The organism is Streptomyces sp. NPDC091371, from assembly GCF_040684275.1.
In the GTDB taxonomy this organism is placed as follows: Bacteria; Actinomycetota; Actinomycetes; order Streptomycetales; family Streptomycetaceae; genus Streptomyces.
On the sequence record NZ_JBFBFP010000004.1, the window covers coordinates 156,719 to 183,183 of the forward strand.

Sequence of the window (26,465 nt, forward strand, 5' to 3'; positions counted from 1 at the left end):
GGCGTCAGGCGTCAGGCGTCAGGCGTCAGGCGTCAGGCGCACCCGTCCAGATGGCGGTGCACCGCCGCGGTGGTGCGGGCGGTGTCGCCGGTGGCGAGGAGGTCCAGCAGGGCTCCGCGCAGCACGGCGAGGACGAGGGTGCGCTGCGCGAGCGCGGCCTCCGTGTCGCGGACCCCGGCGGGCTGGGCGGCGGCCAGCAGCGCCAGCCAGTCCCCGACCGTATCGCGGGCGAAACCGGCCCACGGCCCGTCGGGGTCGACGAGGGAGCGGGCGTAGCTCTCGACCCACAGGGTCAGCAGGCCCCGGTGCGCCTCGTCCGCCAGCCATCGCCACAGCTCACGGGCGACCGCCCGCAGCCCGTCGGGCCCGTGCTGCGCGTCGGCGAGCTGCTGTACGCGGGCCAGTTCGTCGGCCCTGGCCCGCGCGAGCAGGGCGCGGATCAGGCCGTCCTTGCTGCCGAAGAGGTACAGCAGTACGCGCGGGCTGGATTCGATCTCCTCGGCGAGCGGCCGCAGGGACAGCTCGCCCAGGCCGCTGCGCAGGGCGTAGGCGTAGGCGGCCTCCAGCAGTTCCTGGCGGCGCGGGGAGGGGTTTGGCTCGGATCGGGTCACCGGGCTAGTCTACTGAAACAGTCGTTTCAGTAGAGGTGAGGGTGTCATGGCGGAGCGCGAGGTGGTCATTCGGCCGCTGGACCGGCCCGGGGACCTGGGCTGGGTGGTGATGGCGCACGGCGAGCTCTACGACCGCGAGTTCGGCTGGGACACGGACTTCGAGGCACTCGTCGCCCGGATCGTCGCCGACTACGCGGTGGGGAAGCACCCCGGGCCGCAGGCCGCCTGGATCGCCGAGGTCGACGGCGCACGGGCCGGCTGCGTGTTCTGCGTACGCGCGGACGAGGAGCGGACGGCGAAGCTGCGGCTGCTGCTCGTCGACCCCGCGGCGCGCGGGCTGGGCCTGGGGGCCCGGCTGGTCGAGGAGTGCCTGGGGTTCGCGCGGGAGGCCGGGTACGAGTCGATCACCCTCTGGACCAACGACGTCCTCGGCTCGGCCCGGCGCATCTACCAGAAGCAGGGCTTCGAGCTCGTCGCCGAAGAGCCCCACCACAGCTTCGGCCACGACCTCGTCGGCCAGACCTGGCAACGCCGCCTCTGACCGGGCGCCGCCAGGAGTCGCTCCGGGAGCGGCGTGGCCGTTCGGCCAGGCGGCACCTCGGGATCCTGTTCATCCGCACAAGATCATCCCGGAGCCCGCCGGTCGTAGCCTGCCCATCGAGGCTCGTGCCACACGGCAGCGGCAACACGGGGGGAAACAGATGTACACGGTGGTCTCGTCCGACGGAACGCCCATCGCCTGCGAGCAGCACGGAGAGACGGGTCCCGCGCTGGTCCTCGTCGGAGGCACGCTGATGACCCGCGCACGGCACGCGCCTCTCGCCGCGCTGCTGTCACGGGACTTCACCGTCTACAACTACGACCGGCGGGGACGCGGCGACAGCGGTGACCATCCGCGCTACGACGTGCAGCGCGAGATCGACGACCTGGACGCCGTGATCGAGCGGGCCGGCGGGCCGGTGCTGCTCTTCGGGATGTCCTCCGGAGCCGTTCTGGCCCTGGAGGCCGTGGCCAGGGGCAGCGCGGTCCGCGCGCTCGCCCTGTACGAACCGCCGTTCATCGTCGACGGGACCCGCCCGCACCTGCCGTCCGGATACGTCGACCGCATCAAGGCCCTCGTCGCGCGGGGAGACGCGACGGGGGCCCTCACCTACTTCCTGACCGAGGGCCTGGCCATGCCGCCGGCCGCCATCGAGGAGATGCGGCACACCCCCGCCTGGGCCGCATGGGAAGCCGTGGCCCGCACCCTTTCCTACGACGGCCTGCTGATGGCCGACTTCATGACCGGACGCCCCCTGCCCACCGACCGCTGGGCCGGTGTGAACGTCCCGGTCCTCGTCGGCCACGGCGACGCGGGCGAGACGTACCTGGCCAACGCGGCGAAGGCGCTCGCCTCCCACGGGGACCACTACACCCTCCACACGCTCCCCGGCCAGAACCACAACGTCGACCCGCACGCCCTCGCACCCGTACTCACCGACTTCTTCACCACGGCGGGGCCTTCGGATCGATGACCGCGCGCGGTCCGGTGGTGGCCCGTCAGCCGCTGGACCGCGTACTGCGGAAGGTGCGGCGGTAGGCGTCCGGGGGGACGCCTACCGTGCGGTTGAAGTGGCGGCGCAGGGATGCGGCGGTGCCCATGCCGGTGGCCTCGGCGATGGCGTCGACGCTGTCGCCCGTGGTCTCCAGCAGTTCCTGGGCGCGCCGGATCCGCTGCGTCAGCAGCCATTGCAGCGGGGTGGTGCCGGTCACCGACCGGAAGTGGCGGCCCAGGTGGCGCGAGCTCATGTTCGCCCGGCGGGCCAGGTCTTCCACGGTCAGGGGGCGGTCGAGGCGGTCGATCGCCCAGGGAAGCAGGTCCGCCAGGGGGTGGTCGTCCTGGGCGGGTACCGGGGCCGGGACGAACTGGGCCTGGCCGCCGGCCCGGTGCGGGGGCACGACCAGGCGGCGGGCGAGGGCGTTGGCGACGGCCGAGCCGTGGTCGAGGCGGACCAGGTGCAGGCACAGGTCCATGGCGGCGGCCTTGCCGGCGGAGGTGAGCACGCTCCCGTTGTCCACGTAGAGCACGTCCGGGTCGACCTCCACCCGCGGATGGCGTTCGGCCAGGGCCCGGGTGTGCGCCCAGTGCGTCGTGGCGCGCCGGCCGTCCAGCAGGCCGGCCGCGGCCAGGATGAAGGCGCCGGTGCACAGCGAGGCCACGCGTGCGCCGGCCTCGTGGGCGGCGCGCACGGCGTCGACCAGTTCGGCGGGCGGCTCCACGTCGATGTCGGCCCAGCCGGGGACGATCACCAGGTCGGCGTGGGCGAGCCGGTCGAGCCCGCTGTCGGGTTCCAGGCGGAAGCGGCCGACCCGGACCGCGCTCGGCCCGCAGAGGGCGAGGCTGTACCAGGGGTCGGCCACGCCGGAGAGGTCGTAGCCGAAGACCTCGCACGCCAGGGAGAGTTCGAAGTGCAGCATCCCGTCGGTGACGGCCAGCGCGACAGTGGTCATGTCCGAAATTGTACGGGCCATGTCGTTCCGGACACTCGCGGGGACCGCCCGAGGCCCGCATGATGTTCGTAGTTCAACATTCAAGCGCGGGCGGGAGAAGCTGATGAGTGCAGGTCAGACGGGGCAGACGGTGGCGGTGTTCGGGGCCTACGGGCACACCGGGCGGTTCGTGGTGGCCGAGTTGCTGGAGCGCGGGTTCGTCCCGATCGCGGCCGGACGCGACGCCGGCAAGCTGCGGGAGCTCGCCGCCGCCCATCCGGGGCTCGACGTCCGGCAGGCCTCGGCCGAGGACCCGGCCTCGCTCGACCGCGCGCTGGCCGGGGCGGCCGCCGTGGTCAACACCGCCGGGCCCTTCGCCACCACCGGCGGCCCCGTGATCGAGGCGGCGCTGCGCGCGGGAATCCCGTACGTGGACGTGGCGGCCGAGATCGAGGCGAACGCCGACACGTTCACGCGGTACGCGGACCGCGCCCGGGCCGCCGGCACCGTCGTGATCCCGGCGATGGCCTTCTTCGGCGGCCTCGGCGACCTGCTGGTCACCGCGGCGATGGGCGACTGGGCGGGGGCCGACGAGGTGCACGTGGCGTACGGGCTGAACAGCTGGCACCCCACGGCCGGGACGCGCGCCGCCGGCAAGGTCTCCGGGGAGCGCAGGGCCGGCCGGCGCGTCCGCTACAGCCAGGGCGCGCTGCGCTACCACGACGACGCCCTGCCGACCCTGAAGTGGTCCTTCCCCGAGCCGGTGGGGACCCGGGAGGTGATCGGCGAGTTCACGATGGCCGACGTCGTCACCGTCCCGAGCCACCTGGCCGTCCCCGAGGTGCGCACGTACATGACGGTCGAGGCGGCCGGGCAGCTGGCGGCGCCGGACACCCCGGCGCCGACCGCGGTCGACGCGCGCGGGCGGTCCGCGCAGTCCTTCCTCGTCGACGTCGTCGTCCGCTCCGGCGGCGAGGAGCGGCGCGCCGTGGCGAGCGGCCAGGACATCTACGCGGTCAGCGCGCCGCTCGCGGTCGAGGCGGTCCACCGCGTCCTCACGGGACGGGCCAGGACGGCCGCCGGTGTCGTCTCCGCCGGGGCGGCCTTCGACGCCCCCGGGTTCCTCCGCGCCCTGTCCGCGCACCTGTCGGTCGAACTGCGCGGGTGAGGCCCGCGGACGAGCCGCCCGCTCAGCCGCCGACGTACGCCGCGAGGTGCTCCCCGGTGAGGGTGGAGCGGGCGGCCACGAGGTCCGCCGGAGTGCCCTCGAAGACGATCCGGCCGCCGTCGTGACCGGCGCCGGGGCCCAGGTCGATGATCCAGTCGGCGTGCGCCATGACCGCCGGGTGGTGCTCGACGACGATCACCGACTTGCCGGAGTCGACGAGCCGGTCGAGCAGGCCGAGCAGCTGCTCCACGTCGGCGAGGTGCAGGCCGGTGGTCGGTTCGTCGAGGACGTAGACCCCGCCCTTCTCCGACATGTGCGTGGCCAGCTTGAGCCGCTGGCGTTCGCCGCCGGAGAGGGTGGTGAGCGGCTGGCCGAGGCTGAGGTAGCCGAGCCCGACGTCGGCGAGCCGCTCCAGGATCTTGTGCGCGGCCGGGGTGCGCGCCTCGCTGTCGGCGTCGCCGAAGAACGCCTCGGCCTCCGTCACCGGCATGGCGAGCACCTCGCTGATGTCGCGCCCGCCGAGGTGGTAGTCCAGTACCGAGGCGTCGAACCGCTTGCCCTCGCACTCCTCGCAGGTGGTGGCGACCCCCGCCATCATCGCCAGGTCCGTGTAGATGACCCCGGCGCCGTTGCAGTTGGGGCAGGCGCCCTCGGAGTTGGCGCTGAACAGCGCCGGCTTGACCCCGTTGGCCTTCGCGAAGGCCTTGCGGATCGGGTCGAGCAGTCCGGTGTACGTCGCCGGGTTGCTCCGCCGCGAACCGCGGATCGGGGCCTGGTCGATCGACACCACCCCTTCGCCCATGGGGATCGAACCGTGTACCAGGGAGCTCTTGCCGGAGCCGGCGACCCCGGTGACGACGCAGAGCACGCCGAGCGGGACGTCCACGTCGACCTCGCGCAGGTTGTGCGCCGTCGCGCCGCGGATCTCCAGCGCCCCGGTGGCCGTCCGCGTCTTCTCCTTCACGGCGGCCCGGTCGTCGAGGTGCCGGCCGGTGATGGTGCCGCCGCCCCGCAGCCCGTCGACGGTGCCCTCGAAGCAGACGGTGCCGCCCGCCTGGCCCGCGCCGGGGCCGAGGTCGACGACGTGGTCGGCGATCGCGATCGTCTGCGGCTTGTGCTCCACGACCAGCACCGTGTTGCCCTTGTCGCGCAGGCGCAGCAGCAGGTCGTTCATGCGGCTGATGTCGTGCGGGTGCAGGCCCGTGGTGGGCTCGTCGAAGACGTACGTGACGTCCGTGAGCGAGGAGCCGAGGTGGCGGATCATCTTGACGCGCTGCGCCTCCCCGCCGGACAGGGTGCCCGCCGGCCGGTCGAGGGCGAGGTAGCCGAGGCCGATCTCCGTGAACGAGTCGAGGGTGTGCCGCAGCGAGTCGAGCAGCGGCGCCACCGAGGGCTCGTCGAGGCCGCGGACCCATTCGGCGAGGTCGCTGATCTGCATCGCGCAGGCATCGGCGATGCTGATCCCCTTGATCTTCGAGGACCGGGCCCCCTCCGTGAGCCGCGTTCCGTCGCAGTCGGGACAGGTGGTGAAGGTGACCGCCCGGTCGACGAACGCCCGGATGTGCGGCTGCATGCCCTCTTTGTCCTTGGCCAGCATCGACTTCTGGATCCGGGGGATGAGGCCCTCGTACGTCATGTTGATGCCGGCGATCTTCATCCTGGTCGGCTCCTTGTGCAGGAAGTCGGCCAGTTCCTTCTTGGTGAACTTGCGGATCGGCTTGTCGGGGTCGAAGAAGCCGGACTCGCTGTACAGCCGGGAGTTCCAGCCGCCGCCCGCGTATCCGGGGACGGTGATCGCGCCCTCAGCAAGGGACTTGGAGGCGTCGTAGAGCTGGGTCAGGTCGAGGTCGGTGACCGTGCCCCGGCCCTCGCAGCGCGGACACATGCCGCCGGTGATGCTGAAGCTGCGCCGCTCCTTCACCTTCTGCCCGGCCCGCTCCATGGTGACCGCGCCCGCCCCGCTGATCGAGGCGACGTTGAAGGAGAAGGCCTTGGGCGAGCCGATGTGCGGCTTCCCGAGCCGGCTGAAGAGGATGCGCAGCATCGCGTTGGCGTCGGTGGCGGTACCGACCGTGGAGCGCGGGTCGGCGCCCATCCGCTGCTGGTCGACGGTGATGACGGTGGTCAGCCCGTCGAGGACGTCCACCTCGGGCCGTGCCAGGGTCGGCATGAAGCCCTGTACGAACGCGCTGTAGGTCTCGTTGATGAGCCGCTGCGATTCCGCGGCGATCGTGTCGAACACCAGCGAGCTCTTGCCCGAGCCGGACACTCCCGTGAACACCGTCAGCCTGCGCTTCGGGATCTCGATGCTGACGTCCTTGAGGTTGTTCTCGCGTGCGCCGTGCACGCGGATCAAGTCGTGGCTGTCGGCAACGGGCAGCGCGGATGCCTTCGTGTCCGTCCTCGTGGCCTTGCTCATCGTGTCTCCATCTGTGCGCCGGATCTGGTGCGGAAGAACTGTTCGATCTAATCAGCTTCGAGCCCGGCTCAGCTCGTTGATCCGGATCAGGTTGCCCGCGGCTGTTCGACGGGCTCCTGGACGAACTCGGCTCCCGCGGCCCGCAGCCGTTCGAAGGCGCCGGCGAGGCCGACGTCGCTCAGCACCTCGAAGCCGAGGGTGTCACGGTAGCCGCGCCCGTGTGACCAGGGCTTCTCCATTCCTGATCGGTTCCGGCCCGTGTGACCATGTCCCGTCAGCACCGCCGCATCTCATGGGGGGACCATGCGCACCCGCACCACCGCCGCCACGACCTGCCTCGCCGCCGCCCTCGCGTCGCTGCTGATCCTGGGCGGCTGCACCGCACCGGACGGGGCCCGGAGCGGGACGGCGGCTTCCGCGGCTCCCCCGCCGGCGCCGGCGCCCGCGCAGAGCGGCGGGGGCGGGGGCGGGGGCGGTTTCGAGGGGCCCCGGCCGCAGGACCAGAACCTGCTGGCCTGGACGGGCGACCCCAATGACGCGGGGCACGTCACCGCCCAGTCGGCCGCCGGGGTCGCTGGACGGGTCACCCTCGTGCGGATCGTGCTGCGCGAGCAGATCACCTGGTCGAACGTCTGGCTCGGCCTGGCGGGCATCGACCCGAACGCCCAGCTCGCGAACTGCTACCTCGGCGTGTACGACGCCAAGGGCGCTCTGGTCGCCTCCAGTGCGGACGTCTCGCCCCAGCTGATGACCGACCCGATCGCCAAGCCGTTCGCCCTCGCCAAGCCGTTCACCGCCGCCCCCGGGACGTACTTCATCGCCCTCCTCCTCAACGGCACGTGGGCCACCAACGCGCTCACGCTCAAGTCCACGGGGGCCGGCATCTCGGTGAACGCCGGCCTGACGCCGCCGCAGCTCCGCTACAGCACGCTCCTGACCGGCCAGACCTCGCTGCCGCCGACGGTGAACCTCGCCGACCAGTCGACCAGCACCATCAACACCGGCTGGGCCAGCCAGTGGTACGGGATCTCCTGAACCCCTGCCCGAGTCAGCCGACGTACGTGGCGATGGCCTGCGCGCAGAGCAGGGACTCGGTGTGCGTCGTGTCCACTTCCAGGTCGTAGAACACCCCCTCGTGGACCGCGTCCGCCTGCGCCGCGGCCATCCCCCGGACGCGGTCGCCCCGGGCGATCTCGCGGCCCGCGGCGACCTCGCTCTCACACCGGACGCCCACCCACAGCACGTCCAGTCCGCCGAGGGCCTTCTGCCAGCGCTGCTGTGAGGCCGCTCCGCCGAGGAAGACGTCGTCGATGATGACCTTGGCGCCTGCCCTGGCCATGGCCGCGACGCCCTCCGTCCAGGCCGCCTCCAGCGCCCGGAACTCCGGGCCGACGCTCACCGCGCCGTCCGCGGCGAAGGTGATGCCCCCGTCCGACTCCTGCATCCGCGCGGGCATGGCGTCCACGAAGGAGTCGCAGCCGAACGCCAGCCACGGATCGGGCAGTACGGCCTGCAGGCACCGTACGATCCCGGACTTCCCCGAGCTGGAACCACCGTTGAGAATGATCATCCGAATCGTCACCGCGCCACATTAGGGCGCTCCCCGCACAGGACGCAGCGAGTTTCCGGCGCTATCGCGGCGCATAGCGTTCGGCCAGCGCGGCGACCGCATCGGCGACGGCGCGGCGGAGTTCGGGCGGGCCGAGGACCTCGGCCTCGGGACCGAGGCGCAACAGGTCGCCGACCGCGACGGCATGCGTCTCGACGGGCAGGCGGACCTGGAGCCAGCCCTCCGCGTCGAGGGCGTCGGGGCCGGCCGCCTCCGCTTCCGCGAGGGCGCGCACGGCCACCGACCCGAAGTGCATGGGCAGCAGCTTCCGGGCGCGCGGGGAGAGCCGTACGACGGCGGTCTGGCGCAGGAGCGAGGTCTCCAGGCGGCGCGAGCTCTCCTGCCAGTACGCGGCGAGGTCGAAGCCGGCGGGCCGCTCGAAGCCCTCCTCCAGGGTCTCCACGGCCAGGAACCGCCCCACGCGGTAGCTCCGCACCGCCTCCTGCGCGAGGGCGACGAGGTACCAGATGCCGCCCTTGACCACGAGGCCGAGCGGGCGCAGCTCGCGGTGGACCTCGCCGCCCCAGCGGCGGTAGCGGGTGCGCAGGATCCGCTGGTCCCACACCGCCTGGGCGACCTGCGCGAGGTGCGGGACGGGGTCGGCGTCGCGGAACCAGGCCGGGGCGTCCAGGTGGAAGCGGGCCTGGATCTGCCGGGCGCGGGCGGCAGGTTCGGCGGGGAGCGACGCCTGGAGCTTGAGCTGGGCGGCGGCCAGGTCGGCGCCGAGGCCGAGCTCGCCCGCGGGCCCGGGCGCACCGGCGAGGAAGAGGGAGCCGGCCTGGGCGTCGGTGAGGCCGGTGAGCCGGGTGCGGTAGCCGTCCATCAGGCGGTATCCCCCGGCCGGTCCGCGGTCGGCGTGCACCGGGACTCCGGAGGCGCCGAGGGCCTCGATGTCCCGGTAGACGGTACGGACCGACACCTCCAGTTCGGCGGCGAGTTCGGGGGCGGTCATCCGGCCGCGGTTCTGGAGCAGCAGGAGCAGGGAGAGGAGCCGGTCGGCGCGCATGCGGGTCATTGTCCGGGATACCTGACAGAAGGTGTCAGGTACCCCGGACAGGCTGTTCTCACGCCGGGGGCACGAACCCCGCCGCCGGCCGGCCCACCGACCGATCCACAGCTCCTGGAGGACCACCATGTCCCAGACCCCGCAGGCCGGCGGCAGCTTCACCTTCGCCGACTGGACGGAAGACCCCGTCGGCCCGGCCGACAGCACGCCGCGGCTCGCCCGTGCGCAGGTGACCAATTCCTTCACCGGCACGATCGAGGCTCCCGGCACCAGCTGCTCGTACACGATCGCGTACACCGGGGAGACGACCGGTTCCTACAGCGGCATGGAGCTGCTGTCCGGCAGCGTCGAAGGCCGCAAGGGGACGTTCGTCCTGGAGGAACGCGGCGAGTTCGACGCCTCCGGCACGCGCTGCCGCTTCGAGGTGGTCCCGGGCTCCGGCACCGGTGAACTGGCCGGGCTCACCGGTTCCGGCGGCTTCACCCACCGCCACGGCGAGGAGTCCACCGAGTACACGTTCGCGTACGCGCTGTGACAGGCCGGCTCAGTCGGTCACGGCGCGGCGCACGGCGGCGCCCAGTGCGGCGATCTGACGCTGTGACACCTCGGCGGAGGTGATCGCCTGCGAGCCGTGGAACGTGCCGGCCCACTGGTGCAGTTCGACGGAGACGCCCGACCGCAACAGGCGCAGCGCGTAGTCGATGGCCTCGTCGCGGTTCGGGTCGAACTCCGCGGTGGCGATGTGGGCGGGCGGCAGGCCGGACAGGTCGGTGGCGCGGGCCGGGGCGGCGTACGCAGTGGCGGGCTGCGAGCCGAGGTAGTGCCGCCACGAAGCGCCGACGTTCTCGCGGGTCGCCCAGGGCGTGTCGGTGAAGTTCCGCTGCGACCACGTCTCCTGCCGGTCGTCCAGCGAGGCCTCGTTGAGCAGCTGGAAGCGGATCGGCGGGCCCTGCTCGTCGCGGGCCCGCAACGCCACCGCGGCCGCGAGGTTCGCGCCTGCGCTGTGCCCGCCGACCGCGATCCGCTCCCGGTCTATGCCGAGCTCGGCGGCGTGCTCCGCCGTCCAGTCCAGCACGGCGTAGGCGTCGTCCAGGGCGGCCGGGAACCGGTGCTCGGGCGCCAGCCGGTAGTCCACCGAGACCACCACCGCCCCGGAGAGCCGCGCCATTCCGGCGGCCCACGGGTGTTCGGTGTCCAGGTCGCCCGAGACCCGTCCCCCGCCGTGCAGCCAGACGATGGCCCCGCGGGCCTGCCGCGGGCGGTAGATCCGCACCGGCACGCCGGGATCGCCGGGCACGGTGCGGTCCTCGACCTCCAGGCCGGTGGTGTCGGGCGCCGGCCTCGCGGCGGCGAGTTCGGCGTAGTGCTTGCGCACCCTGAGCGGGTCGCTCAGGTCTTCCGCGGGGAGCAGCGGGACGAATGCTTCGAGTTCGGGATCCATGACGACCATCCTCGGGGCCGTCCGCCCGGGAGGCACCCGCCATCCGTCGCGCGTCCCGGCCCGATCGCGCACCGATCGGCGCGCCCGCTCCGTGTCCCGGGGCCCTATCCTCCTGGCATGGAGGCACTGGCCGTACGGCTGTCTGGACTGGATCCGTACGTCGACGGCGTGATCCGAGTCGTCGCGTTCTACGACACGTTGATGCGCCGTCGGGTCGATCTGGCGGCGCTCACCCGGGCCTCGGCGGGTCTGGCCGAGTGCGTGGCCGGGATCCGGCTGCACGGCACGGGGCGGGTGATCCGCGTGGCGCCCGACGGCAGAGAAGCGGCCGCCCCCACCGCGCCCGCGCCCGCGCCCTTGTCCGCTTCCGCGTCCGCGTCCGCGTCCGCGTCCGCCACGGTGGCGATCGTCCTCGACGACGAGGAGATCGGCACGGTGTGGCTGGAGCGCCCCGGCCCGCCCGGCCCGCTCGACGAGGCGCTGCTGGAGCGGTTCGCGCTCGCGGCCGCGGCGGTCGCCGAGCGGTACGGTCCGGCCCGCACGACCATGGCCGACCCGGCCCTCGTCGAGCTGGTGATCAGCCCGGACACGGACGAGGCGGGCCGGGCCCGGGCGCTACGGCTCCTGGGTTTCGCCGCCGACCTGCCGGTCCGCGTGGTCGCCGTACGGACTCAGGTCCCGCTCGACCAGGTCGGCGGCCTGGTCTGCCCGGCCCGCCCCGTGAAGGCGGCGCTGCTCGCCGACGTGGGCGTCATCCTGGCGACGACGGTGGACCGGGACCGGTTCCCGGCGGGCGTGCGCGCGGGCATCGGGGCCGCCGAAAGCCCCGACCGCTCCTGGCGGGAGGCCCGCACCGCGCTGCGCTTCACCACCCCGCGCCGACCGGTCGTGGACTTCGAGGGCCTGGGGGCCCTGGCGCTGCTGGCCGAGATCCCCCAGGACGCCTCCCGCGACAACGCCGACGTGGCCGCCGTAGCCCGGATCGCCGCCAACCGGGAGGACCTGGAGACCCTGGACGCCTACTGCGCCACCGGCTCCCTGCGCCGCGCGGCCGACCTGCTGCACCTGCACCACAGCAGCGTCGCCCGCCGGCTCGAACTGATCGCGAAGGCGCTGGGCATCGAACTCACCGAACCTGCCGGGCTGGTCCGGGCCGGACTCGCCCTCACCGCGTGGCGGCTGCTCGACGACCGCCGGCCGACGTGACCGCACCGGGGCGGAACTACCGGTACGTGGGCCCGGCGGAGCTGCGGCGGCTCGTCCGGCCCGGGGCCGCGGGGCGGAGCATCCGCTCGGCCGCGGACTTGGACGGCTGGGTTTCGGAGCAGGCGAGGGGGGACCTGGCCGAGCCCTTCACCTTCGTCGTGGACCCGGCGGGTGTGCTGCGGCTCGCGGCGCGCCGGAGCGAGCACGTGGCGTGCGCCGACGGAGGAACGGTGCTGGCCGCCGGGGAGATGCGTTTCCGCCGGGAGTCCGGGCAGTGGTCGGTCGCCGAGGTCAGCAACCAGTCGACCGGGTACTGCCCGGACGTCGGCTCGTGGGCGGCCGTCGCGGAGGCGCTGGACGCGGCCGGCATCGAGCGCCCGTCCGGCTTCACCCACGCGGTGGTGTTCCGGCGCTGTCCCGCCTGCGGGGAGGTCGGCATCGTGCGGGACGAGGACTACGTCTGCGTCTTCTGCGGTGGGGCACTGCCGGCGCGCTGGAACGTGGACGGGCCCGAGCGGGCGGGCTGAGTCCGCGCGGCTACCGGTCGCGTGCGGCTCCGGTCGGCGGTGGGTCGAGGCGGGCCGCCTGTTCCGGCGACGGGGTCCGGCCGATCGCGCCGATGCTCCGGCCGGTCTCCCGCGCGACCCGTCGAGGCGGTCGACCACGTCGTTTCCCAGCCCGGACGAGTACGTCGAGGGCGGACAGCACCTCTACCCGGTTCGGTGAGGCGGCCGTGCTCGGTGGCCCGAACGGGCGTCGTCCGCCGCCGAGCGGGCCGCGCGGGCGGCCGTCGCACGGGCCGGGCCTCACCGGTCCGGCCGCCCCGGAGAGAGGTGGTCGACCAGTTCGGCGAGGTCCTCGCAGACCTGTTCGATCTTCAGGCGGATGTTGTTCTGCTCGGTGACGAGCGCCGACAGAAGCAGCCCGGTCAGCGCCGCGGCCCCGTTGAGGGCCTGGAGGTTGACCATGATCTCGAAGAGGGTGTGGCCCGCGAACGGCCCCTCGCGGTCGATCGCCGCCGAGATCGCCAGGACGGACACGAGCAGGGCGCACGGCGCGCTCCCGGCCAGCTGGAACCGTACCGCCGCCCAGATGAGCAGCGGGAACACGAGGAACAGCAGGGAGAGGGAACTGCGGGTGGCCACGTAGGTGACGACACCGGCGCCGGCCAGCAGCCCCACCGCCTCGGCGGCCCGGTAGGCGTCCTCGGGCAGCCTGACGGTGGGCAGGACGAGCAGCAGCGGGGTCACGATCAGCACCCCCATCGTGTCTCCCGCCCACCAGGCCGACCAGGTCGGCCAGAACTGGGCGAGCGGCAGGTCCCCGGTGAGCACCAGGGTCAAGGTTCCGGCACTCGCGCTGATCAGCATCGGCAGGAGGCCGCCCAGGAAGACCAGGGCCAGCCCGTCCCGCAGCCGGTCCAGCTCGACGCGGAAGCCGGCCCAGCGCAGCAGCAGGCACGCGCACACGGGAGCGAGGGTGTTCCCGGCCACGATGCCCAGGCCGGGCAGGTCGAAGCTGCTGATCCGCTCGATGGCGAAGTACGTGCCCAGCGCGATCCCCGGCCAGAGCCGGAGGCCGAGCCAGAGCAGGCCGGCCACGGCGATGCCGGTGGGCGGCCACAGGGGCGTGACCACCGCGTCCTCGACGACCACACGGTGGCGCAGGCCGAGCCGGCCGCTCGCGTAGTAGGCCACGGCGAGGGCGAGGATCGGCAGGAGGACCGCGGGGAAACGTCGCCATCGCTCGGTGCGCACCACAGCATCAGACAACAGTCCCCGGGTCCCGGCGGATCGTGACACGCGCTATCGGGGTCGGGGGCGCCCTCCGCGTCACGGCTCGTCGTGGCTGAGGACGAGCACGGCCGCGTCATCGGCGTGGCCGGTGGAGTCGGCCACCTTCATCACCTCGGCGGCGAGCTCGTCGGGATCGGTGCCCGCCCCGTCCCGCACGACGCTGACCACCCGCTGCAGCCCGACGTCGATCGGGAACGCCGGCCCTTCGACCACGCCGTCGGTGAGCAGGACGATCGATCCGGCCGTGGCGAGCCGGCGCCTGGTCACCGCGTAGCCGCCGCCGGGCAGCATGCCGAGGGGCAGACCGCCGGCGTCCTCGGCGATGCCGTAGCGGCCGTCGACGGTGGCCCAGACGGCGGGGACGTGCCCCGCCCGGGCGCTTTCGATCTCCCAGGTCTCCGGATCGAAGCGGAGCAGCGTGCAGGTGGCGAAGAGCTCCCGTTGCATGGAGAGCAGCACCTCGTTTGCCCTGGTCAGCACCTCGCCGGGATCGTCGACCACGGACGCCACGGCGCGCAGCCCGATGCGGACCTGCCCCATGAAGGCGGCCGCCTCGACGTCGTGGCCCTGTACGTCGCCGATGGAGAAGGCGAGGGCGCCCTCGGGCAGCCGGAAGCCGTCGTACCAGTCGCCGCCTATGTCCAGGCCGTCCCGGGCGGGCGCGTACCGGGCCGCGCTCCGCAGCCCCGGCAGGCCGGGCAGCGAGGCGGGCAGCAGCTCGCGCTGGAGGGCCACGGCCAGCTCCACCCGAGCCTGCTGGAGCTCCACCCCTTCCCGGGTCTGGGCGGCGAGCCGCCTCAGGGTGGTCAGCAGCTCGGCGCTGGTCACCCGCGGGGCGCGCCGCGGGGTCACGGACCGCTCCGAGGTGCAGGTGCATCCATTCGTCTCTGCTTCCGCCGTGCGAAAAGCCCGCCCTCATCGTATTTCCGGTCCGCCCGGCGCGCGCGTCTCATCCGGTCGGAGCGGACGGGTCCTCGCCGGTGTCGCGCTCGAAGTCCGCGCTGACGGCGCCGTTCGAGGATCCGGGTCTGAGGGTGTAGGTCCGGTCGGCCAGGCGGATGCGGAGGGTGTCCCAGTTCTGGAGGACGCGCTTGTCGCCGGCCGGACGGATCTCGTTGACGAAGTCCTCGACGGGCGCGCACCGGGCGTCCGTCACGGAGACCACCTGGAAGATCTGGCCGGACGGGAGGAACCGCATGCGGACCGCTCCGACCGCGCTCCCCCCGTCACTGAGCGTGATAACGAAGTCCCCGGTCTTCGACTGGTCGGTGCGGAGGAGGGGCTGAGCACGGGCACCGGCTTCCAGGGTCCTGCGGCGGTCCTCGGGAATGTCCGAGAGGAGCCTCCCGTGGCAGGTGGTGGGCCCCGCGGAGGTGGCCGGACGAGAGGTGGCGGGCGGGGTGGAGCCGCTCGGCTGCGGCTTGAGGAAGGCGAGGGCCAGCAGGGCGGCGCCGATGGCGATGAGGGGGAGTCCCGCGCCGAGGGAACTGATGCGCACCGTCTGCCCGCCGAACTCCACCTCTACGTTGCCGCCCGGACGGTCGGGGAACCGGAGCAGGACCAGGGCCCCGAGAACGAGCAGGCAACCGCCTGCCGCGAGGAGCACGAGCAGAACAGGCATCCTTCACGCTATCGCCGGCGATGGCGGGCGGGGGCCCGGCGGGGCCGCGGGGTTCGCGGTCGTGACCCGTTGGGACTCGTCGTTCCGAGTGGAGCGCGCCCTTCGTAGACTCCCCCGATGACCAGCGATCTTCTCCGTCTGACCGTCCTGGGTTCCGCGACGCCCTACCCCGACGTGGACAACGCCTGCTCCGGTTACCTGGTGTCCGGCGGCGGCACCCGGGTGTGGGTGGACGCGGGCACCGGGACCCTGGCGCAGCTGCGGCGGCACGTGCGGCTCGACGAGCTGGACGCGATATGGATCTCGCACCTGCACGCGGACCACACCGCGGACCTGCTCACCGCGTACTACGGCGCGCTCTTCGCGGACGTGCGGCTCGCCGCGCCGATCCCGCTGTACGGGCCGCCGGGCATCGCCGACCGGCTGGCGGACTTCCTGACCAACACGGCGTCCCGCAGCCCGGTCGAGTCCGCGTTCGCCGTCCACGAGCTGTACGACGGACACCGCGCGCGCGTCGGTTCGCTCACGCTGACCAGCCGGTCGGTGGCGCACGGCATCCCCGCATTCGCCGCACGGATCGAGAGCGCGGGCGCGTCCCTGGTGTACTCGGGGGACACCGCCCCGTGCGCCGCGCTGACGGCGCTGGCCGAGGAGTGCGACCTGCTGCTGTGCGAGGCCGACAGCGCCGAGGCGCCGGCCGGCGGCGAGCCGGTGCACCACACGCCCGAGGACGCCGGTGACACGGCGAGCGCGGCCCGGGCCGGACGGCTGGTCGTCACGCACGTCGGGCCCTTCCTCACGCCGGAGCAGGCGGTGACCCGCGCAGCCGGGCGCTACGAGGGGCCCGTGGAGTACGCCGCGCCCGGCGCGGTGTTCGTCATCCGCTAGCGGTCATTGGCGTTTCGGCGTGCGCGGGGCGGGCCTCGTGGGCGACGGTGGGAACCGCCGGACCCGCCGGCACCCGTGAGGAGGCTCTCCGTGAACTGGACACTCGAAGTGGTCCTGGTGCCCGTCACCGACCTGGACCGGGCGAAGGAGTTCTACGCCGGCAAAGTGGGCTTCGGGGTCGACCTCGACGACGAGGTGCCTCCCGGGGTGCGCATCCTCCAGCTGACCCCGACCGGCTCACGCTGTTCCATCGCCCTGGAATCGGGCCTGCCGCCGGCGCCCGGGGCGAAGCGGGCGGAGCCGGGGTCCCTGCAGGGCCTCCAGCTCTGTGTCACGGACATCGAGGCGGCCCGTGCCGAGCTGGTGGACCGGGGCGTGGACGTGTCGCCCGTCCGGCACCTCGGCCCTGCGGGCTGGGAGGACGGGAAGGGCGACACCTGGAACTCGTTCATGACGTTCCAGGATCCGGACGGGAACGGCTGGATCGTGCAGGAGGCCCCGTCGGAGCTGTCGGAGCGCTGAGTGCCCCCGTCGGCGCCAGCGGCAGGCGGACGACCATGCGGGCCCCGCCCGGGGAGTCCTCGGCGGTGAGCGTGCCCCCGTGGTGGGCGGTCAGGTCGCGGGCGATGGCGAGGCCCAGGCCCGCGCCGCCGTGGTCGCGGCTGCGGGCGTCGTCGAGGCGGGTGAACCGCTCGAAGACCCGCTCCCGGTCCTCCGGGGGTATGCCGGGGCCGTCGTCGGTGACCTCCAGCACCGCGGTGCCGTGGGCGGCGCGCAGGACGAGCCGGACCTCCCGGTCCGCGAAGCGCTGGGCGTTGTCGAGGAGGTTGGTGACCACGCGGGTGAGCCACAGTTCACTGCCGCTCACCACGAGCGGCGGAGCCTGGGGCGCCCGTACGGGGACGCGGTCGCCGACGCGCGCCTCGACGGCTGCCCCGACGAGCGCGGTCAGGTCCAGCGGGACGGCCGCCACGGGCTGGGCCGCGTCGATGCGGGCGAGCAGGAGCAGGTCGGCGGCGAGCTGCTGGAGGCGCTCGATGTCCTGGAGAGCCCCGCCGATCAGCTCGGGCAACAGCTGCGGGTCCCGGACCGCGAGGGCCACTTCCAGCTGGGTCCGCAGCACGGTGATGGGGCTGCGCAGTTCGTGCGAGGCGTCCGCGATGAACTGGCGCTGGCGGGCGCCGGAGGCCTCCAGCCGGTCCAGGGTGGTGTTCATGGTCTGCGCGAGCCGGGCCACCTCGTCGCGGGTGGCCGGTACCGGGACGCGGCGGTGCAGGTCGCGGTCGGTGATGGCGGCCACCTCGGCGCGGATCGCCTCGACGGGTTCGAGGGCGCGCCCGGTGACCCGCCAGGTGACGAGGGCCACCGTGGCCAGGAGCAGCGGCACGCCGAACGCGAGGGCGGCCGTGGTGATGTCGTCGGCCGCGTCCACGTCGCGCAGGGAGGTACCGGCGTAGACGGTGAGGATGCCGTCCGGGGTCTGCGCGGTGACCTGGACGACCCGCTGGCGGTGCTCGTCGCCGAGCGGGCGGACCTTCCAGGTGTGGACGCGGCGGCCGGACGGCAGGGGTTCGGCGGGGTGGATCGGCGGTACGCCGGCCAGGTTGGGGGTGGCCAGCAGGACCCGGCCGTCGGCGTCGACGACCTGGACGAAGTCCACGCCGTGGACGAGCGGCCGCACGCGCTCCAGGTTCCCGGCGGCGGCGAGCCGGGCGACGGTCTGGGCCTGCCGCAGCGCGTCCGCCTCGGCGCCCCGGAGCAGGTTGGATTCGAGCAGCCCGAGGAGGGCGTACGAGGCCAGGGTCAGGGCGGCCGCGACCACGGCGACGGCGCCCGCGGTGGCCCGGCCCCGGACGGTCGTGGGCCACGGGCGTCGGACTCGGAGCGTATGGCCGAGACGGCGGAGACGGCGGAAGGGGCGGCGCGGGGCCGCGGGTTCAGCCACCGTCGGCCGCCAGCCGGTAGCCGGCGCCCCGTACGGTCTCCAGTGCGGCCCGGCCGAAGGGGGCGTCGATCTTGCGGCGCACGGCGCTGATGTGCACCTCGACGACATTGGGATCGCCGTCGAAGGCGCTGTCCCAGACCTGTTCGAGTATTTCCCGCTTGGGTATCACCTCGCCGGGCCGCCGGGCGAGGTACTCCAGCACGGCGAACTCCCTGGCCGTCAGCCGGATCTGGGTGTCGCCGCGGGAGCAGAGGTGCCGGGCGGGGTCGAGCAGCAGGTCGCCGAAGCGCATGGTCTGCGGGCTCCGGCGGCCGGTGCGCCGGCCCAGCGCGCGCAGGCGGGCGACGAGGACGAGGTAGGAGAACGGCTTCGAGAGGAAGTCGTCGGCGCCGGTGTCCAGGGCCTCCGCCTCGTCGTACTCGCCGTCCTTGGCGGTGAGCATGAGGATGCCCGATTCGTTGCCGGCCGCGCGCAACCGGGCGCAGACCCGGTAGCCGTTGAGGCCGGGCAGCATGATGTCGAGCACGATGACGTCGTAGTCGTGCTCGGTGGCCATCCACAGCCCTTGCGGGCCGTCGTGGGCCAGGTCCACCGTGAACCCCTCGGCTTGCAGCCCCCGCTGCAGGGCCACGGCGAGCCGCCGTTCGTCTTCCACCACCAGTACGCGCATGGCGCCCAGGGTCTCAGGCCGCCCGGCCGCCCGGCTGAAGGGGTCTTCAGGCGGCTTCAGGTGGGCTTCAGGTTCCCTCTCGCATGCTCTGGGCGAACAGCCGGGCGGGGTGCCCGGTGGTCCTGAGGAGTACCCGTATGCCTGAGTCTTTCCCCCCGCCGCAGCAGCCCGAGCAGCAGCCGGAGCAGCAGCCGGAGCAGTCCGAGCAGCCGTCCGCCCCGCCGGCGAAGCCCGACCGCCTCGGACGCCTGGTTCCGCGGAGCCGGGGTGCCCGCTGGGCGGCGGTCGGCGCGGCCGTGGTGCTCGTGGGGGCCGGGGCGGCGGCCGTGACCGCGGCCGCCGTGTCCGACCACCACGGCGATGGCCGTCCGGTCCGGTTCGAGGTGCGCGAGGGCGGTCCCGGGGGCCTGCACAAGGCGGGGCCCGAGGGCATGGGCAAGGCCGGTCCCGAGGGCATGGGCAAGCACCGCGAGGCGCTGCCCGGCGGGCCCGGGGCACGCGGTGGTGACGGCCCGGGCCTGCCCCGCGGCGCGGCGCCCGCGCCGATCCCGTCGCTTGCCATCGGCGAGGCGGCGGAGAAGGCCGCCGCCGCGGTGGCCGGCGGCAAGGTCGAGAGCCTGCGGGTGGTCGGCCAGGAGGGCGGCGGCAGCGCGTGGCTGGCGGTGGTGCTCGGTCCGGACGGCGTCCGGCACGCCGTCACGGTGTCCGGCACGGACGGCGCGGTCACGGGCAACGTGGCGCTGTCGGGGAGGTGAGCGGGCCGGGGCGGCGGCCGCGCGCCCGGCTGAAGTAGCGTGCAGCCATGAGCATGCCCCCGCCGCCCCAGCAGCCCCCCGGCCCGTACGGGCCCGCGCAGCACCCGAATCCGTACGGCGCACCGCAGTACCCGCAGCAGCAGTACCCGCCGCAGCCGTTCCCCCAGCAGCACCAGCCGTATCCGCAGCAGCCCTACTCCGGCCAAGGCGCGTGGGGGCAGCCGCCGATGGGACCGCCGCCGCGCAAGAGCCGGACCGGCATGGTGGTCTGGATCGTCGTGGGCTCGCTGGTCGGGCTCGGCGTCCTCGGCTTCGCGGTGAACCGGCTCTCGGAGGCGGGAGCCGTGGCGAGCGGTGCCGGCTTCCCCGCGGCCGAATACAAACTGACGGTGCCCAAGACCCTCCTCGACGGCCGGTACGAGCTGGCCCAGGACCTGTCGCAGACCGAGGGCAAGAAGGCGCTCAAGAACACCTACGACTCGAAGATCCGCAACCCCGAGCCGGCGGTCGGCCAGTACACCTCGGCCTCTTCGAAGGCGCCTGGCGTGCTCGTCTTCTCGGGGATGTACGGCCAGTTCAAGGATCCCGAGGGCGCCCGCAGGAAGATGCTCAAGGGTGCCGCGGACGCCGACGGCGCGACCGTCGCGGTCCCCGCCCGGGACATCACCCCCAACGGCTCCGACATCACCGTTTCGTGCCAGGTGCTGACCTCGAAGCAGGAAGGTGCCACGGTCACCCTGCCGATGTGTGCCTGGGCGGACGGGAACACGGGAGCCTCGGTCGCCGTCGTCACGCCGGAGACCTCACAGCAGGCCCCCCGGTCCGTCGACCTCCCGAAGATGGCCGAGACCACCCTCAAGGTACGTGCGGAGGCCCGGCAGCCGATCGGCTGACCGGGCGGCGCCGCCGACCGGGCGTCCGGACGCGCCGCCGACCGGTTCGGTCGGCGGCGGCGTCTACTGGGAGCGTCAGAACAGGACGGCTTCTGTGGAGGACGGGCCGGCATGCGGAAGATCGCGGCGCAGTTTTTCATCTCCCTCGACGGCGTCGTGGAGGCGCCCGACCAATGGCACTTCCCCTATTTCAACGACGAGATGGGGGCGGCCGTCGACGCCACCCTCGGCACGGCCGACACCCTGCTCCTCGGCCGCCGGACCTACGACAGCTTCGCCGGGGCCTGGCCCGGACGGGAGGCGGCCGGCGGCGAGGACGCCCCCTTCGCGAAGCTGCTCGGAGACGCCCGCAAGATCGTCGTGTCGAACCGGCCGCTCGAATCCGGCTGGCGCAACTCCGAGCGTGTCGGGGGCGATCTCGTCGCGCCGGTCACGGCCCTGAAGAACGAACCGGGCACCGGTACCGTCTGGATCAGCGGCTCGGTCTCCGTCGTGCGTCAACTGCTGGCCGCGGGACTGCTGGACGAGCTGAACCTGCTGGTGCACCCCATCGCCGTCCGCAAGGGCCTGCGGCTCTTCGAGGAGGGCGATGCCCCGGCGCCGTTGGAACTGCTCTCCTGCGAGGCCTTCGCGACGGGCGTGCTGAACCTGTTCTACTCCCCCGTCACCTCGTCCGGACACGGAACCTACGACGACGCCAAGACCCACCTGCCGCAGCACTAGCCGCCGGAGGGCATGGCCTGGCCACCGATGCCCGGGGCGCCCGCGAGCTGGCCCTGCCACCAGGATTCGGCCTCGCGCCGGCCCATCGCGGTCCAGTCGGGGGTCTGCTCCACCTGGGCGCGGCCGAGGCGGCGGGCCAGGGCGACCAGTTCCCGCCCGGCCGCGCCCCGCGCGGTCTGGTAGACGTCCAGCAGGTCCTCCCAGGACCCGGCGGCGCGCCAGGCGGAGGCGAAGACGGCGGCGTCCTGCAGGGCCTTGGCCGCCCCGCTGGTGTTGTGCGGTCGTACGACCGTGGCGGCGTCACCGGCCAGCAGGACACGCCCGGCGGTGGTACGGGCGCTCTCCAGGTCGTAGATCGGCTGGACGAAGGTGTCCTCCGGCGGGGTCAGCGCGATCAGGCGGGCCCAGTACGGGGGGGGAACTCCCGGTCGAGCAACTCGGCGAGGCCGGTCGCCAGCTCCGCCGTCAGGTGTCCCGGCGGGAAGCTCGTGGGGTCGTCGAGGCGCAGGGTGCCCCGCGGGGGAACGGCGTACAGGACCCAGTTCACGCGGGTGCCGTCCGGTCCGGGGATGCGGTAGACGACGCAGCTCCCGCCGGGGAAGCACACGGTGGTCACGGCGTCGGAGGGCCAGACGTCCGCGCCGAGCCGCTCCAGCAGCCGGGCGTCGAAGTTTCCGCGCCAGCAGACGTATCCGGCGTAGTGCGGCCGGGATCCGGGGCAGACGGCGTCGCGGACCACCGAGCGGTAGCCGTCGGCGCCGACGACGAGGTCGTGGCGTTCGGCCGCCCCCGCTCCCCCGTCCGCCGGCGCCAGCGCCACCTCGGCCCCGGCACCGCCCCCGGTCACGCCGGCCACCGTGACGCCCTGCCGGTAGACCACCGAGGCGGGCGTCGCCTCCCGCAGCCCGCTCCACAACAGGCCCCAGTGGTAGGAGTGGAAGGGGAACGGCTGCTCCCAGAACGGCTTCCCGGCCGGCTCCGCGGCGTCCCGTACCACCCACCGGCGCCGGGTGAGCCGGTGCGTGGGGACTCCCGCGGGCAGGGTGCCCGCGGCGGTGAGTTCGGCGGCCCAGTCGTCGTGGACGCACAGACCCACTCCCCGGTCGGCCATCCGGCCGCGGGTGCGTTCGTAGACCACCACCTGCTCCGCGCCTGCCCGCGCGGCCGCCGACGCGAACGCACAGCCCGCGATGCTCCCGCCGACCACTGCGACCGAACCGCCCCGCATCCCCGCTCCTTCCGTCGTCCCGATGCTGATGCCGATGCTGTCCGGACGGGGGCGGGGAGCGCGAGGGTTGGCCGAGTATGGCGTCCTCACGGGTGTATCGGGCCGGGAATCGACGGTCCGAACGGGGGAGGTCGTCGATCGGGTTGCCGATCGGAGGCGTCAATCGGCCGTCGGCGTCCACCTCGTGCACAGGGACCAGATGATGAACACGTCGATCGCGATGATGATGATCGACCACCAGGGCTGGTACGGCAGCCACATGAAGTTGACGATCACGCTGAGGCCCGCGATCGCGATGCCCGCGCCCCTGGCCAGCTCCGAACCGGCGAACAGCCCCACTCCGGTGAGGGCGACGATGACTCCGATGACGAGGTGGATCCAGCCCCACGTCGTCAGGTCGAATTCGAAGACATAGCTGCCGATGCGCGCGTACACGTCGTCCTTCGCGATGGCCGCGATGGCCTGGAAGATCGCGAGGATTCCGGTGACCAGGAGGAGGACCGCGGCGAACACCGTGCCCCCGCTCGTCTTCCCGTACCCCGCGGCCGGTGTCGGCTGAGCCATGGAAATCACCTCACAGTTGGTTCGACGTCAGGCGGGCAGCCGGCGCATTTCGAGCACCCGCAGCCCCAGCGACTGGAAGCGCGTGAGGAGCCCGTACAGGTGTGCCTCGTCCGTGACGGTTCCGTGGAGGAGCGTCTGTTCCCGTACGGGGATCCTGGCGAGCTCGGGGAATTCGGCGGCGAGTGCGTCCGGCACGACGCCCGAGATGCGGAATTCGTAGCGCATGGGCTCATCGTCGGCCCTCGCCCGGGCTCGCGGCATCGCCCGGTACGGGGGATGCCGCTGCCGGGGAGGAGCCCCGGCTCACAGGATCCCGAGGTCCTGGGCCCGGTGGACGGCCTCGCTGCGCCGGGTGACGGAGAGCTTGCGGTAGATGCTCTTCAGGTGGGTCTTGACGGTGTTGGCCGATACGTACAGCTCGGCCGCGATCTCCTCCGTGGACAGCAGCTCTGCGGCCTTGCGCAGCACCTCGGTCTCCCTCGGGCTCAGCGGCTCCAGTACGGGTGGCGGCCCGGCCGCCGGCGGGGCGTGCGCCCGCGCGGGGGCGCGGGAGAGCAGCCAGCCGTGGAGGCGGGCCAGTGCCGGGTCCCGGCGCAGGGTCCGGCGTACCCAGGGACCGCTCTCGGAGAACATCCGCCGCAGCTCCTCGGCCCGGGCGATGCCGAGCGATTCGGCCAGCCTGCGGTGCGCCTCCGCGGCCGCGCCGTCCGCCGCGGCCGCCTCCGCCAGGAGCAGGCACGCCCGGGCCCGTACCGGCACGGGGACGTGGTCGTCGGCGGGCAGGGCGGCGAGTACCTCCCGGGCGTGGTCGCCGCGTCCGGCGGCGAGGAGGGCCCGGGCGCGGGCCACCGCGTGCTCCGGCAGCCGGTCGCGGGCCGTCCCGTCCACGCGGTCCAGGGCCTCGAGGGCAGCCGCAGCGTCACCGTGGGCCAGGTGCACGGCCGACTCGGCCACGGCCAGCTCGGCCTGCGCCCACGCCTGCGACGGCTTCGGGACCCCGGCGGCCGCCACCGCGTGGAGGGCGGCGATCGCGGCCCGCCCGTCGCCCTCGGCCGCCGCGATCCGGGCGCCGATGACGGCGGCCCCGACCGCGGCCGCGGGCTCCGGTCGGGGCCCCGCACCGCTCGTGGCCCGGTCCAGGTGGCGCCGGGCGGCCGCCAGGTCGTCGTGCTCGGCGGCCACGCCCGCGAGGACCAGGTGGGCCACGCCGGGCCGGCGCTCGGGCGGGAGCGCCGAGTCCTCTGCGGCGGCCAGCGCCGCGCGCGCGTGCCCGGCGGCCTGCCGCAGCCGGCCGCCCTTCAGCTCGACGAGGGCCAGCGAGCCGAGCGCGTCGCAGAGCGGGTACGCCGTCTCCGGAGTCCCCTGAGTCTCCGGAGACCCCGCGGTCGCCGAGTTGCCCGCCGCCCCCGGCGCCCCGCACGCCTCGACGGCTGCGGTGAGGGCGGACTCGGCGCGGTCGAGGCGTCCCGCACCGAGCTCGGCCGCGCCGAGCGCCGCCAGCACCAGGGCCTTGATCTCACGGCGCTCGGCGAGCAGCTGTCCGGGGACCTCGCGCAGCAGGCGGTCGGCGTCGGCCGCCGCCCGTTCGGTGGCCGCCGGGTCACCGGCCAGCCGCCCCGCGAGCACGCCGACGAAGGCGCGGCCGAGCCTGACCGCCGGGCCGGACGCGGTGGCGGCGGCGGTGGCGGGGCCGATGTACGAGTCCGCCCGCCGCAGCCCGGCCTCGCACCCGGGCAGGTCCTGCTCCGCGAGCCGGCAGGCCGCGCCGACCAGTGCGGGAGCCGCGCCCGGCGTACCGGCCGGCATCGCGGCGAAGGCCCGCCCGAGGCGGTCCGCCTCCAGGCCGGTGAAGAGGCGGCCGAGCGCCAGGCCGTCGACGAGGAGCCCGGCCGCGAACGGCCAGTCACCCGCCGCGGCGGCCTGCGCCACCGCCTCCGTGAGCCGCCCGGTCCGGGCGAGCCAGCGCGCCGCCCGCCCGCGCAGCCGGGGTTCGAGGCCGGGCCGGCGCTGCCGCAGGTGTGCGCGGAGGACTTCGGCGAAGAGGGGGTGCGGCCGGTACCAGTCCGAGGCGTCGACCCGTTCGAGGAACGTGTGGTCGCGGGCCAGGTCGGCCAGTGTCCGGGCGGCGTCGTCCCGGCCGGTCAGCGCGTCGGCGAGCGCCGGATGGATCCGGTCGGTGACGCTGGCGCGCAGCAGCAGGTCCTGTACGGGCTCCGGCTGGGCGTCGAGCACCTCGCGCAGGAGGTAGTCGGCGATGGTGGTGCGGTCCGCGGCGAACTGGCGGAGGAAGGCCTCGGGGTCCGGGCTGCTCTGCATCGCGAGGGCGCACAGCCGCACTCCAGCCGCCCAGCCCTCGGTCCGCTCCATCAGCAGCCGGATCCCCTCCGGCGAGATCTCCAACCGGTGGTCCTCCAGCAGGGCCTCGGCGTCCTCGTCGGCGAATCCGAGGTCCGCGTACCGGATCTCCGCGATCTCCCCGGCCGCGCGGTAGCGGTGCAGGGGCAGCAGCGGGTCCGTCCGGCTGGTGAGGACGACGCGCAGGCCCGCGGCGGCGTGCCGGAGTACGAAGTCCAGTCCCTCCGCGATCCCGGGCGCCCCGGCCGTGTCGAACTGGTCGAGCACGAGGACCGCGGGCCGCGGGGACTCGGCGAGCCCCTCCGCCAGGCGGACCAGGAACGAGCGGGTCACCCCTTCGGCGCGGCTCGGCCGGCCCACCCCGGCGGCCGGTGCCGCCCCGCCCCGGTGGAGGGCCTCCAGGAGGTACGCCCAGAACGCGCCGGGAGCGTCGCCGGGCTCGACGGTGAGCCACGCGAGGGGGCCGGGCGCGGTCCCCTCGGCGGCCCAGTGGGCGGCGAGCACCGTTTTGCCCGAGCCGGCCGGACCCGTGACGAGGGTGAGCGGCCCCTCCACCCCGGCCGTCAGGCGCTTGAGCAGGTGGGGCCGGTGGACGAGGTGCTTCGGCACGGCCGGGACGGTGAACCTGACCGTGAGCATCGGGTCGCCGCCCGGTGCCCGGCTCCCCTGCGCCGGAGGTACGGCCTGTGATCGGCCCACACCCTCCACTGAAGCCGCGTTCGGTGGTGATCACCAGTCGGGTCACCTATTCCGGGTGATGTGCCCGGCGGCGGCTTTCGAGACTGGAAGTCCCATGGCAACGCACTCAGGCCCGCACGGGCGGAACCCTGCGGCGGGCCCGACGGCCGTCCGGGAGGTCCGATGAACGCTCTCGCGGCAGCCGGATGGGGCGCCCTCGCGGCGTTCTCCCTGCTCATCGGTGCCTGGCTGGCCTTTCACTACCGGCCGTCGCCAGGACGACGGGCCTGGTCCTGGGCTTCGGCTCGGGAGCCCTGATCGCGGCGGTCGCCTACGAGCTGGTCCCCGAGGGGCACGTGGAAAGCCGTACCCGGCGCGGCTGCCGCCCGCGCGTTCGACGGTCGTCTGGCCGCACCCCCC

28 protein-coding genes and 1 pseudogene are annotated in these 26,465 nt (G+C 73.9%); 12 read left to right on the forward strand and 17 right to left on the reverse strand.

The window, feature by feature from the left end:
* Positions 1-32: 32 nt before the first annotated feature.
* Positions 33-611 (reverse strand): TetR/AcrR family transcriptional regulator, encoded by a 579-nt coding sequence (locus AB0O21_RS07545; RefSeq protein ID WP_365167437.1) that lies wholly within the window; start codon positions 609-611, stop codon positions 33-35.
* 46 nt (positions 612-657) lie between these two features.
* On the opposite strand from AB0O21_RS07545, the gene AB0O21_RS07550 reads away from it, so the two are divergent.
* Entirely contained in the window at positions 658-1,152 is a 495-nt protein-coding gene (locus tag AB0O21_RS07550; protein WP_365167439.1) for a GNAT family N-acetyltransferase, read from the forward strand.
* A gap of 160 nt (positions 1,153-1,312) precedes the next feature.
* On the forward strand, positions 1,313-2,125 hold the full coding sequence (locus tag AB0O21_RS07555; RefSeq protein WP_365167441.1) for an alpha/beta hydrolase: 813 nt from the start codon (positions 1,313-1,315) through the stop codon (positions 2,123-2,125).
* A 25-nt stretch (positions 2,126-2,150) separates the two neighbouring features.
* On the opposite strand, the gene AB0O21_RS07560 is transcribed toward AB0O21_RS07555, so the two are convergent.
* Positions 2,151-3,101: a helix-turn-helix domain-containing protein gene (locus tag AB0O21_RS07560; protein ID WP_365167443.1), complete on the reverse strand. Its 951-nt coding sequence runs from the start codon at positions 3,099-3,101 to the stop codon at positions 2,151-2,153.
* A 103-nt stretch (positions 3,102-3,204) separates the two neighbouring features.
* Between AB0O21_RS07560 and AB0O21_RS07565 the strand changes: the two genes are divergently transcribed.
* Positions 3,205-4,248, forward strand: coding sequence for a saccharopine dehydrogenase NADP-binding domain-containing protein (locus AB0O21_RS07565; protein ID WP_365167445.1), 1,044 nt, complete (start codon positions 3,205-3,207; stop codon positions 4,246-4,248).
* A gap of 22 nt (positions 4,249-4,270) precedes the next feature.
* Here AB0O21_RS07565 and AB0O21_RS07570 read toward each other — a convergent pair whose 3' ends face one another.
* Positions 4,271-6,667 carry an excinuclease ABC subunit UvrA gene (locus AB0O21_RS07570; RefSeq protein WP_365167447.1) on the reverse strand — a complete coding sequence of 799 codons (2,397 nt, stop codon included), beginning with the start codon at positions 6,665-6,667 and terminating at the stop codon, positions 4,271-4,273.
* A gap of 86 nt (positions 6,668-6,753) precedes the next feature.
* Entirely contained in the window at positions 6,754-6,906 is a 153-nt protein-coding gene (locus AB0O21_RS07575) for a hypothetical protein (RefSeq protein WP_365167449.1), read from the reverse strand.
* A 64-nt stretch (positions 6,907-6,970) separates the two neighbouring features.
* On the opposite strand from AB0O21_RS07575, the gene AB0O21_RS07580 reads away from it, so the two are divergent.
* On the forward strand, positions 6,971-7,702 hold the full coding sequence (locus tag AB0O21_RS07580) for a hypothetical protein (RefSeq protein ID WP_365167451.1): 732 nt from the start codon (positions 6,971-6,973) through the stop codon (positions 7,700-7,702).
* A 13-nt stretch (positions 7,703-7,715) separates the two neighbouring features.
* On the opposite strand, the gene cpt is transcribed toward AB0O21_RS07580, so the two are convergent.
* Together cpt and AB0O21_RS07590 are read right to left on the reverse strand one after the other, a co-directional pair.
* The gene (gene cpt / locus AB0O21_RS07585; RefSeq protein WP_365167755.1) at positions 7,716-8,237 is read right to left on the reverse strand and encodes a chloramphenicol phosphotransferase CPT; all 522 of its coding nucleotides are present in this window, start codon (positions 8,235-8,237) and stop codon (positions 7,716-7,718) included.
* Positions 8,238-8,298: 61 nt separating this feature from the next.
* Positions 8,299-9,282: a WYL domain-containing protein gene (locus tag AB0O21_RS07590; protein ID WP_365167453.1), complete on the reverse strand. Its 984-nt coding sequence runs from the start codon at positions 9,280-9,282 to the stop codon at positions 8,299-8,301.
* A 127-nt stretch (positions 9,283-9,409) separates the two neighbouring features.
* Here AB0O21_RS07590 and AB0O21_RS07595 point away from each other — a divergent pair, with 127 nt between their 5' ends.
* Positions 9,410-9,817, forward strand: a complete 408-nt coding sequence (locus AB0O21_RS07595; RefSeq protein WP_365167455.1) for a DUF3224 domain-containing protein — start codon at positions 9,410-9,412, stop codon at positions 9,815-9,817.
* A gap of 9 nt (positions 9,818-9,826) precedes the next feature.
* Here the strand turns inward: AB0O21_RS07595 and AB0O21_RS07600 are convergent, their stop codons facing one another.
* Complete coding sequence (locus AB0O21_RS07600) at positions 9,827-10,723, reverse strand: alpha/beta hydrolase (protein WP_365167457.1); 897 nt, start codon at positions 10,721-10,723, stop codon at positions 9,827-9,829.
* A 117-nt stretch (positions 10,724-10,840) separates the two neighbouring features.
* Between AB0O21_RS07600 and AB0O21_RS07605 the strand changes: the two genes are divergently transcribed.
* Together AB0O21_RS07605 and AB0O21_RS07610 are read left to right on the forward strand one after the other, a co-directional pair.
* Positions 10,841-11,929 (forward strand): helix-turn-helix domain-containing protein, encoded by a 1,089-nt coding sequence (locus AB0O21_RS07605; RefSeq protein ID WP_365167460.1) that lies wholly within the window; start codon positions 10,841-10,843, stop codon positions 11,927-11,929.
* Positions 11,926-12,456: a hypothetical protein gene (locus AB0O21_RS07610; protein ID WP_365167462.1), complete on the forward strand. Its 531-nt coding sequence runs from the start codon at positions 11,926-11,928 to the stop codon at positions 12,454-12,456. Before AB0O21_RS07605 ends, AB0O21_RS07610 begins: the two co-directional genes overlap by 4 nt.
* Positions 12,457-12,735: 279 nt before the next feature.
* Here AB0O21_RS07610 and AB0O21_RS07615 read toward each other — a convergent pair whose 3' ends face one another.
* From AB0O21_RS07615 to AB0O21_RS07625, 3 genes are all read right to left on the reverse strand, one after another.
* Positions 12,736-13,689: an MASE1 domain-containing protein gene (locus tag AB0O21_RS07615; protein ID WP_365167464.1), complete on the reverse strand. Its 954-nt coding sequence runs from the start codon at positions 13,687-13,689 to the stop codon at positions 12,736-12,738.
* A 72-nt stretch (positions 13,690-13,761) separates the two neighbouring features.
* Entirely contained in the window at positions 13,762-14,577 is an 816-nt protein-coding gene (locus tag AB0O21_RS07620) for a PP2C family protein-serine/threonine phosphatase (RefSeq protein WP_365167467.1), read from the reverse strand.
* 97 nt (positions 14,578-14,674) lie between these two features.
* Positions 14,675-15,346, reverse strand: coding sequence for a hypothetical protein (locus AB0O21_RS07625; RefSeq protein WP_365167470.1), 672 nt, complete (start codon positions 15,344-15,346; stop codon positions 14,675-14,677).
* A gap of 117 nt (positions 15,347-15,463) precedes the next feature.
* On the opposite strand from AB0O21_RS07625, the gene AB0O21_RS07630 reads away from it, so the two are divergent.
* Both AB0O21_RS07630 and AB0O21_RS07635 read left to right on the forward strand, forming a co-directional pair.
* Positions 15,464-16,234, forward strand: a complete 771-nt coding sequence (locus tag AB0O21_RS07630; RefSeq protein WP_365167472.1) for an MBL fold metallo-hydrolase — start codon at positions 15,464-15,466, stop codon at positions 16,232-16,234.
* Between the two features lie 90 nt (positions 16,235-16,324).
* Positions 16,325-16,756: a VOC family protein gene (locus AB0O21_RS07635; RefSeq protein WP_365167474.1), complete on the forward strand. Its 432-nt coding sequence runs from the start codon at positions 16,325-16,327 to the stop codon at positions 16,754-16,756.
* Here the strand turns inward: AB0O21_RS07635 and AB0O21_RS07640 are convergent.
* The gene (locus tag AB0O21_RS07640) at positions 16,683-18,056 is read right to left on the reverse strand and encodes a HAMP domain-containing sensor histidine kinase (protein ID WP_365167757.1); all 1,374 of its coding nucleotides are present in this window, start codon (positions 18,054-18,056) and stop codon (positions 16,683-16,685) included. The genes AB0O21_RS07635 and AB0O21_RS07640 overlap by 74 nt on opposite strands.
* Before the next feature lie 115 nt (positions 18,057-18,171).
* Positions 18,172-18,849 carry a response regulator transcription factor gene (locus AB0O21_RS07645; protein ID WP_365167476.1) on the reverse strand — a complete coding sequence of 226 codons (678 nt, stop codon included), beginning with the start codon at positions 18,847-18,849 and terminating at the stop codon, positions 18,172-18,174.
* Between the two features lie 137 nt (positions 18,850-18,986).
* On the opposite strand from AB0O21_RS07645, the gene AB0O21_RS07650 reads away from it, so the two are divergent.
* The 3 genes from AB0O21_RS07650 to AB0O21_RS07660 all read left to right on the forward strand — a co-directional run bounded on the left by AB0O21_RS07650 (position 18,987) and on the right by AB0O21_RS07660 (position 21,220).
* Positions 18,987-19,604, forward strand: coding sequence for a hypothetical protein (locus AB0O21_RS07650; protein WP_365167479.1), 618 nt, complete (start codon positions 18,987-18,989; stop codon positions 19,602-19,604).
* A gap of 47 nt (positions 19,605-19,651) precedes the next feature.
* Entirely contained in the window at positions 19,652-20,497 is an 846-nt protein-coding gene (locus tag AB0O21_RS07655) for a hypothetical protein (RefSeq protein ID WP_365167481.1), read from the forward strand.
* A gap of 111 nt (positions 20,498-20,608) precedes the next feature.
* Positions 20,609-21,220: a dihydrofolate reductase family protein gene (locus tag AB0O21_RS07660; protein WP_365167484.1), complete on the forward strand. Its 612-nt coding sequence runs from the start codon at positions 20,609-20,611 to the stop codon at positions 21,218-21,220.
* Between the two features lie 200 nt (positions 21,221-21,420).
* Here AB0O21_RS07660 and AB0O21_RS07665 read toward each other — a convergent pair.
* The 5 genes and pseudogenes from AB0O21_RS07665 to AB0O21_RS07685 form a co-directional block, all read right to left on the reverse strand.
* Positions 21,421-21,618, reverse strand: a pseudogene (locus AB0O21_RS07665) (FAD-dependent monooxygenase); the annotation flags it as partial.
* The gene (locus tag AB0O21_RS07670; RefSeq protein ID WP_365167777.1) at positions 21,615-22,448 is read right to left on the reverse strand and encodes a hypothetical protein; all 834 of its coding nucleotides are present in this window, start codon (positions 22,446-22,448) and stop codon (positions 21,615-21,617) included. The pseudogene AB0O21_RS07665 and the gene AB0O21_RS07670, both read right to left, overlap by 4 nt.
* A gap of 159 nt (positions 22,449-22,607) precedes the next feature.
* Complete coding sequence (locus AB0O21_RS07675; protein WP_365167487.1) at positions 22,608-23,012, reverse strand: hypothetical protein; 405 nt, start codon at positions 23,010-23,012, stop codon at positions 22,608-22,610.
* Positions 23,013-23,039: 27 nt separating this feature from the next.
* The gene (locus AB0O21_RS07680) at positions 23,040-23,237 is read right to left on the reverse strand and encodes a hypothetical protein (RefSeq protein ID WP_365167489.1); all 198 of its coding nucleotides are present in this window, start codon (positions 23,235-23,237) and stop codon (positions 23,040-23,042) included.
* Positions 23,238-23,315: 78 nt separating this feature from the next.
* Positions 23,316-26,066 (reverse strand): LuxR C-terminal-related transcriptional regulator, encoded by a 2,751-nt coding sequence (locus AB0O21_RS07685; protein WP_365167491.1) that lies wholly within the window; start codon positions 26,064-26,066, stop codon positions 23,316-23,318.
* Between the last annotated feature and the right edge of the window lie 399 nt (positions 26,067-26,465).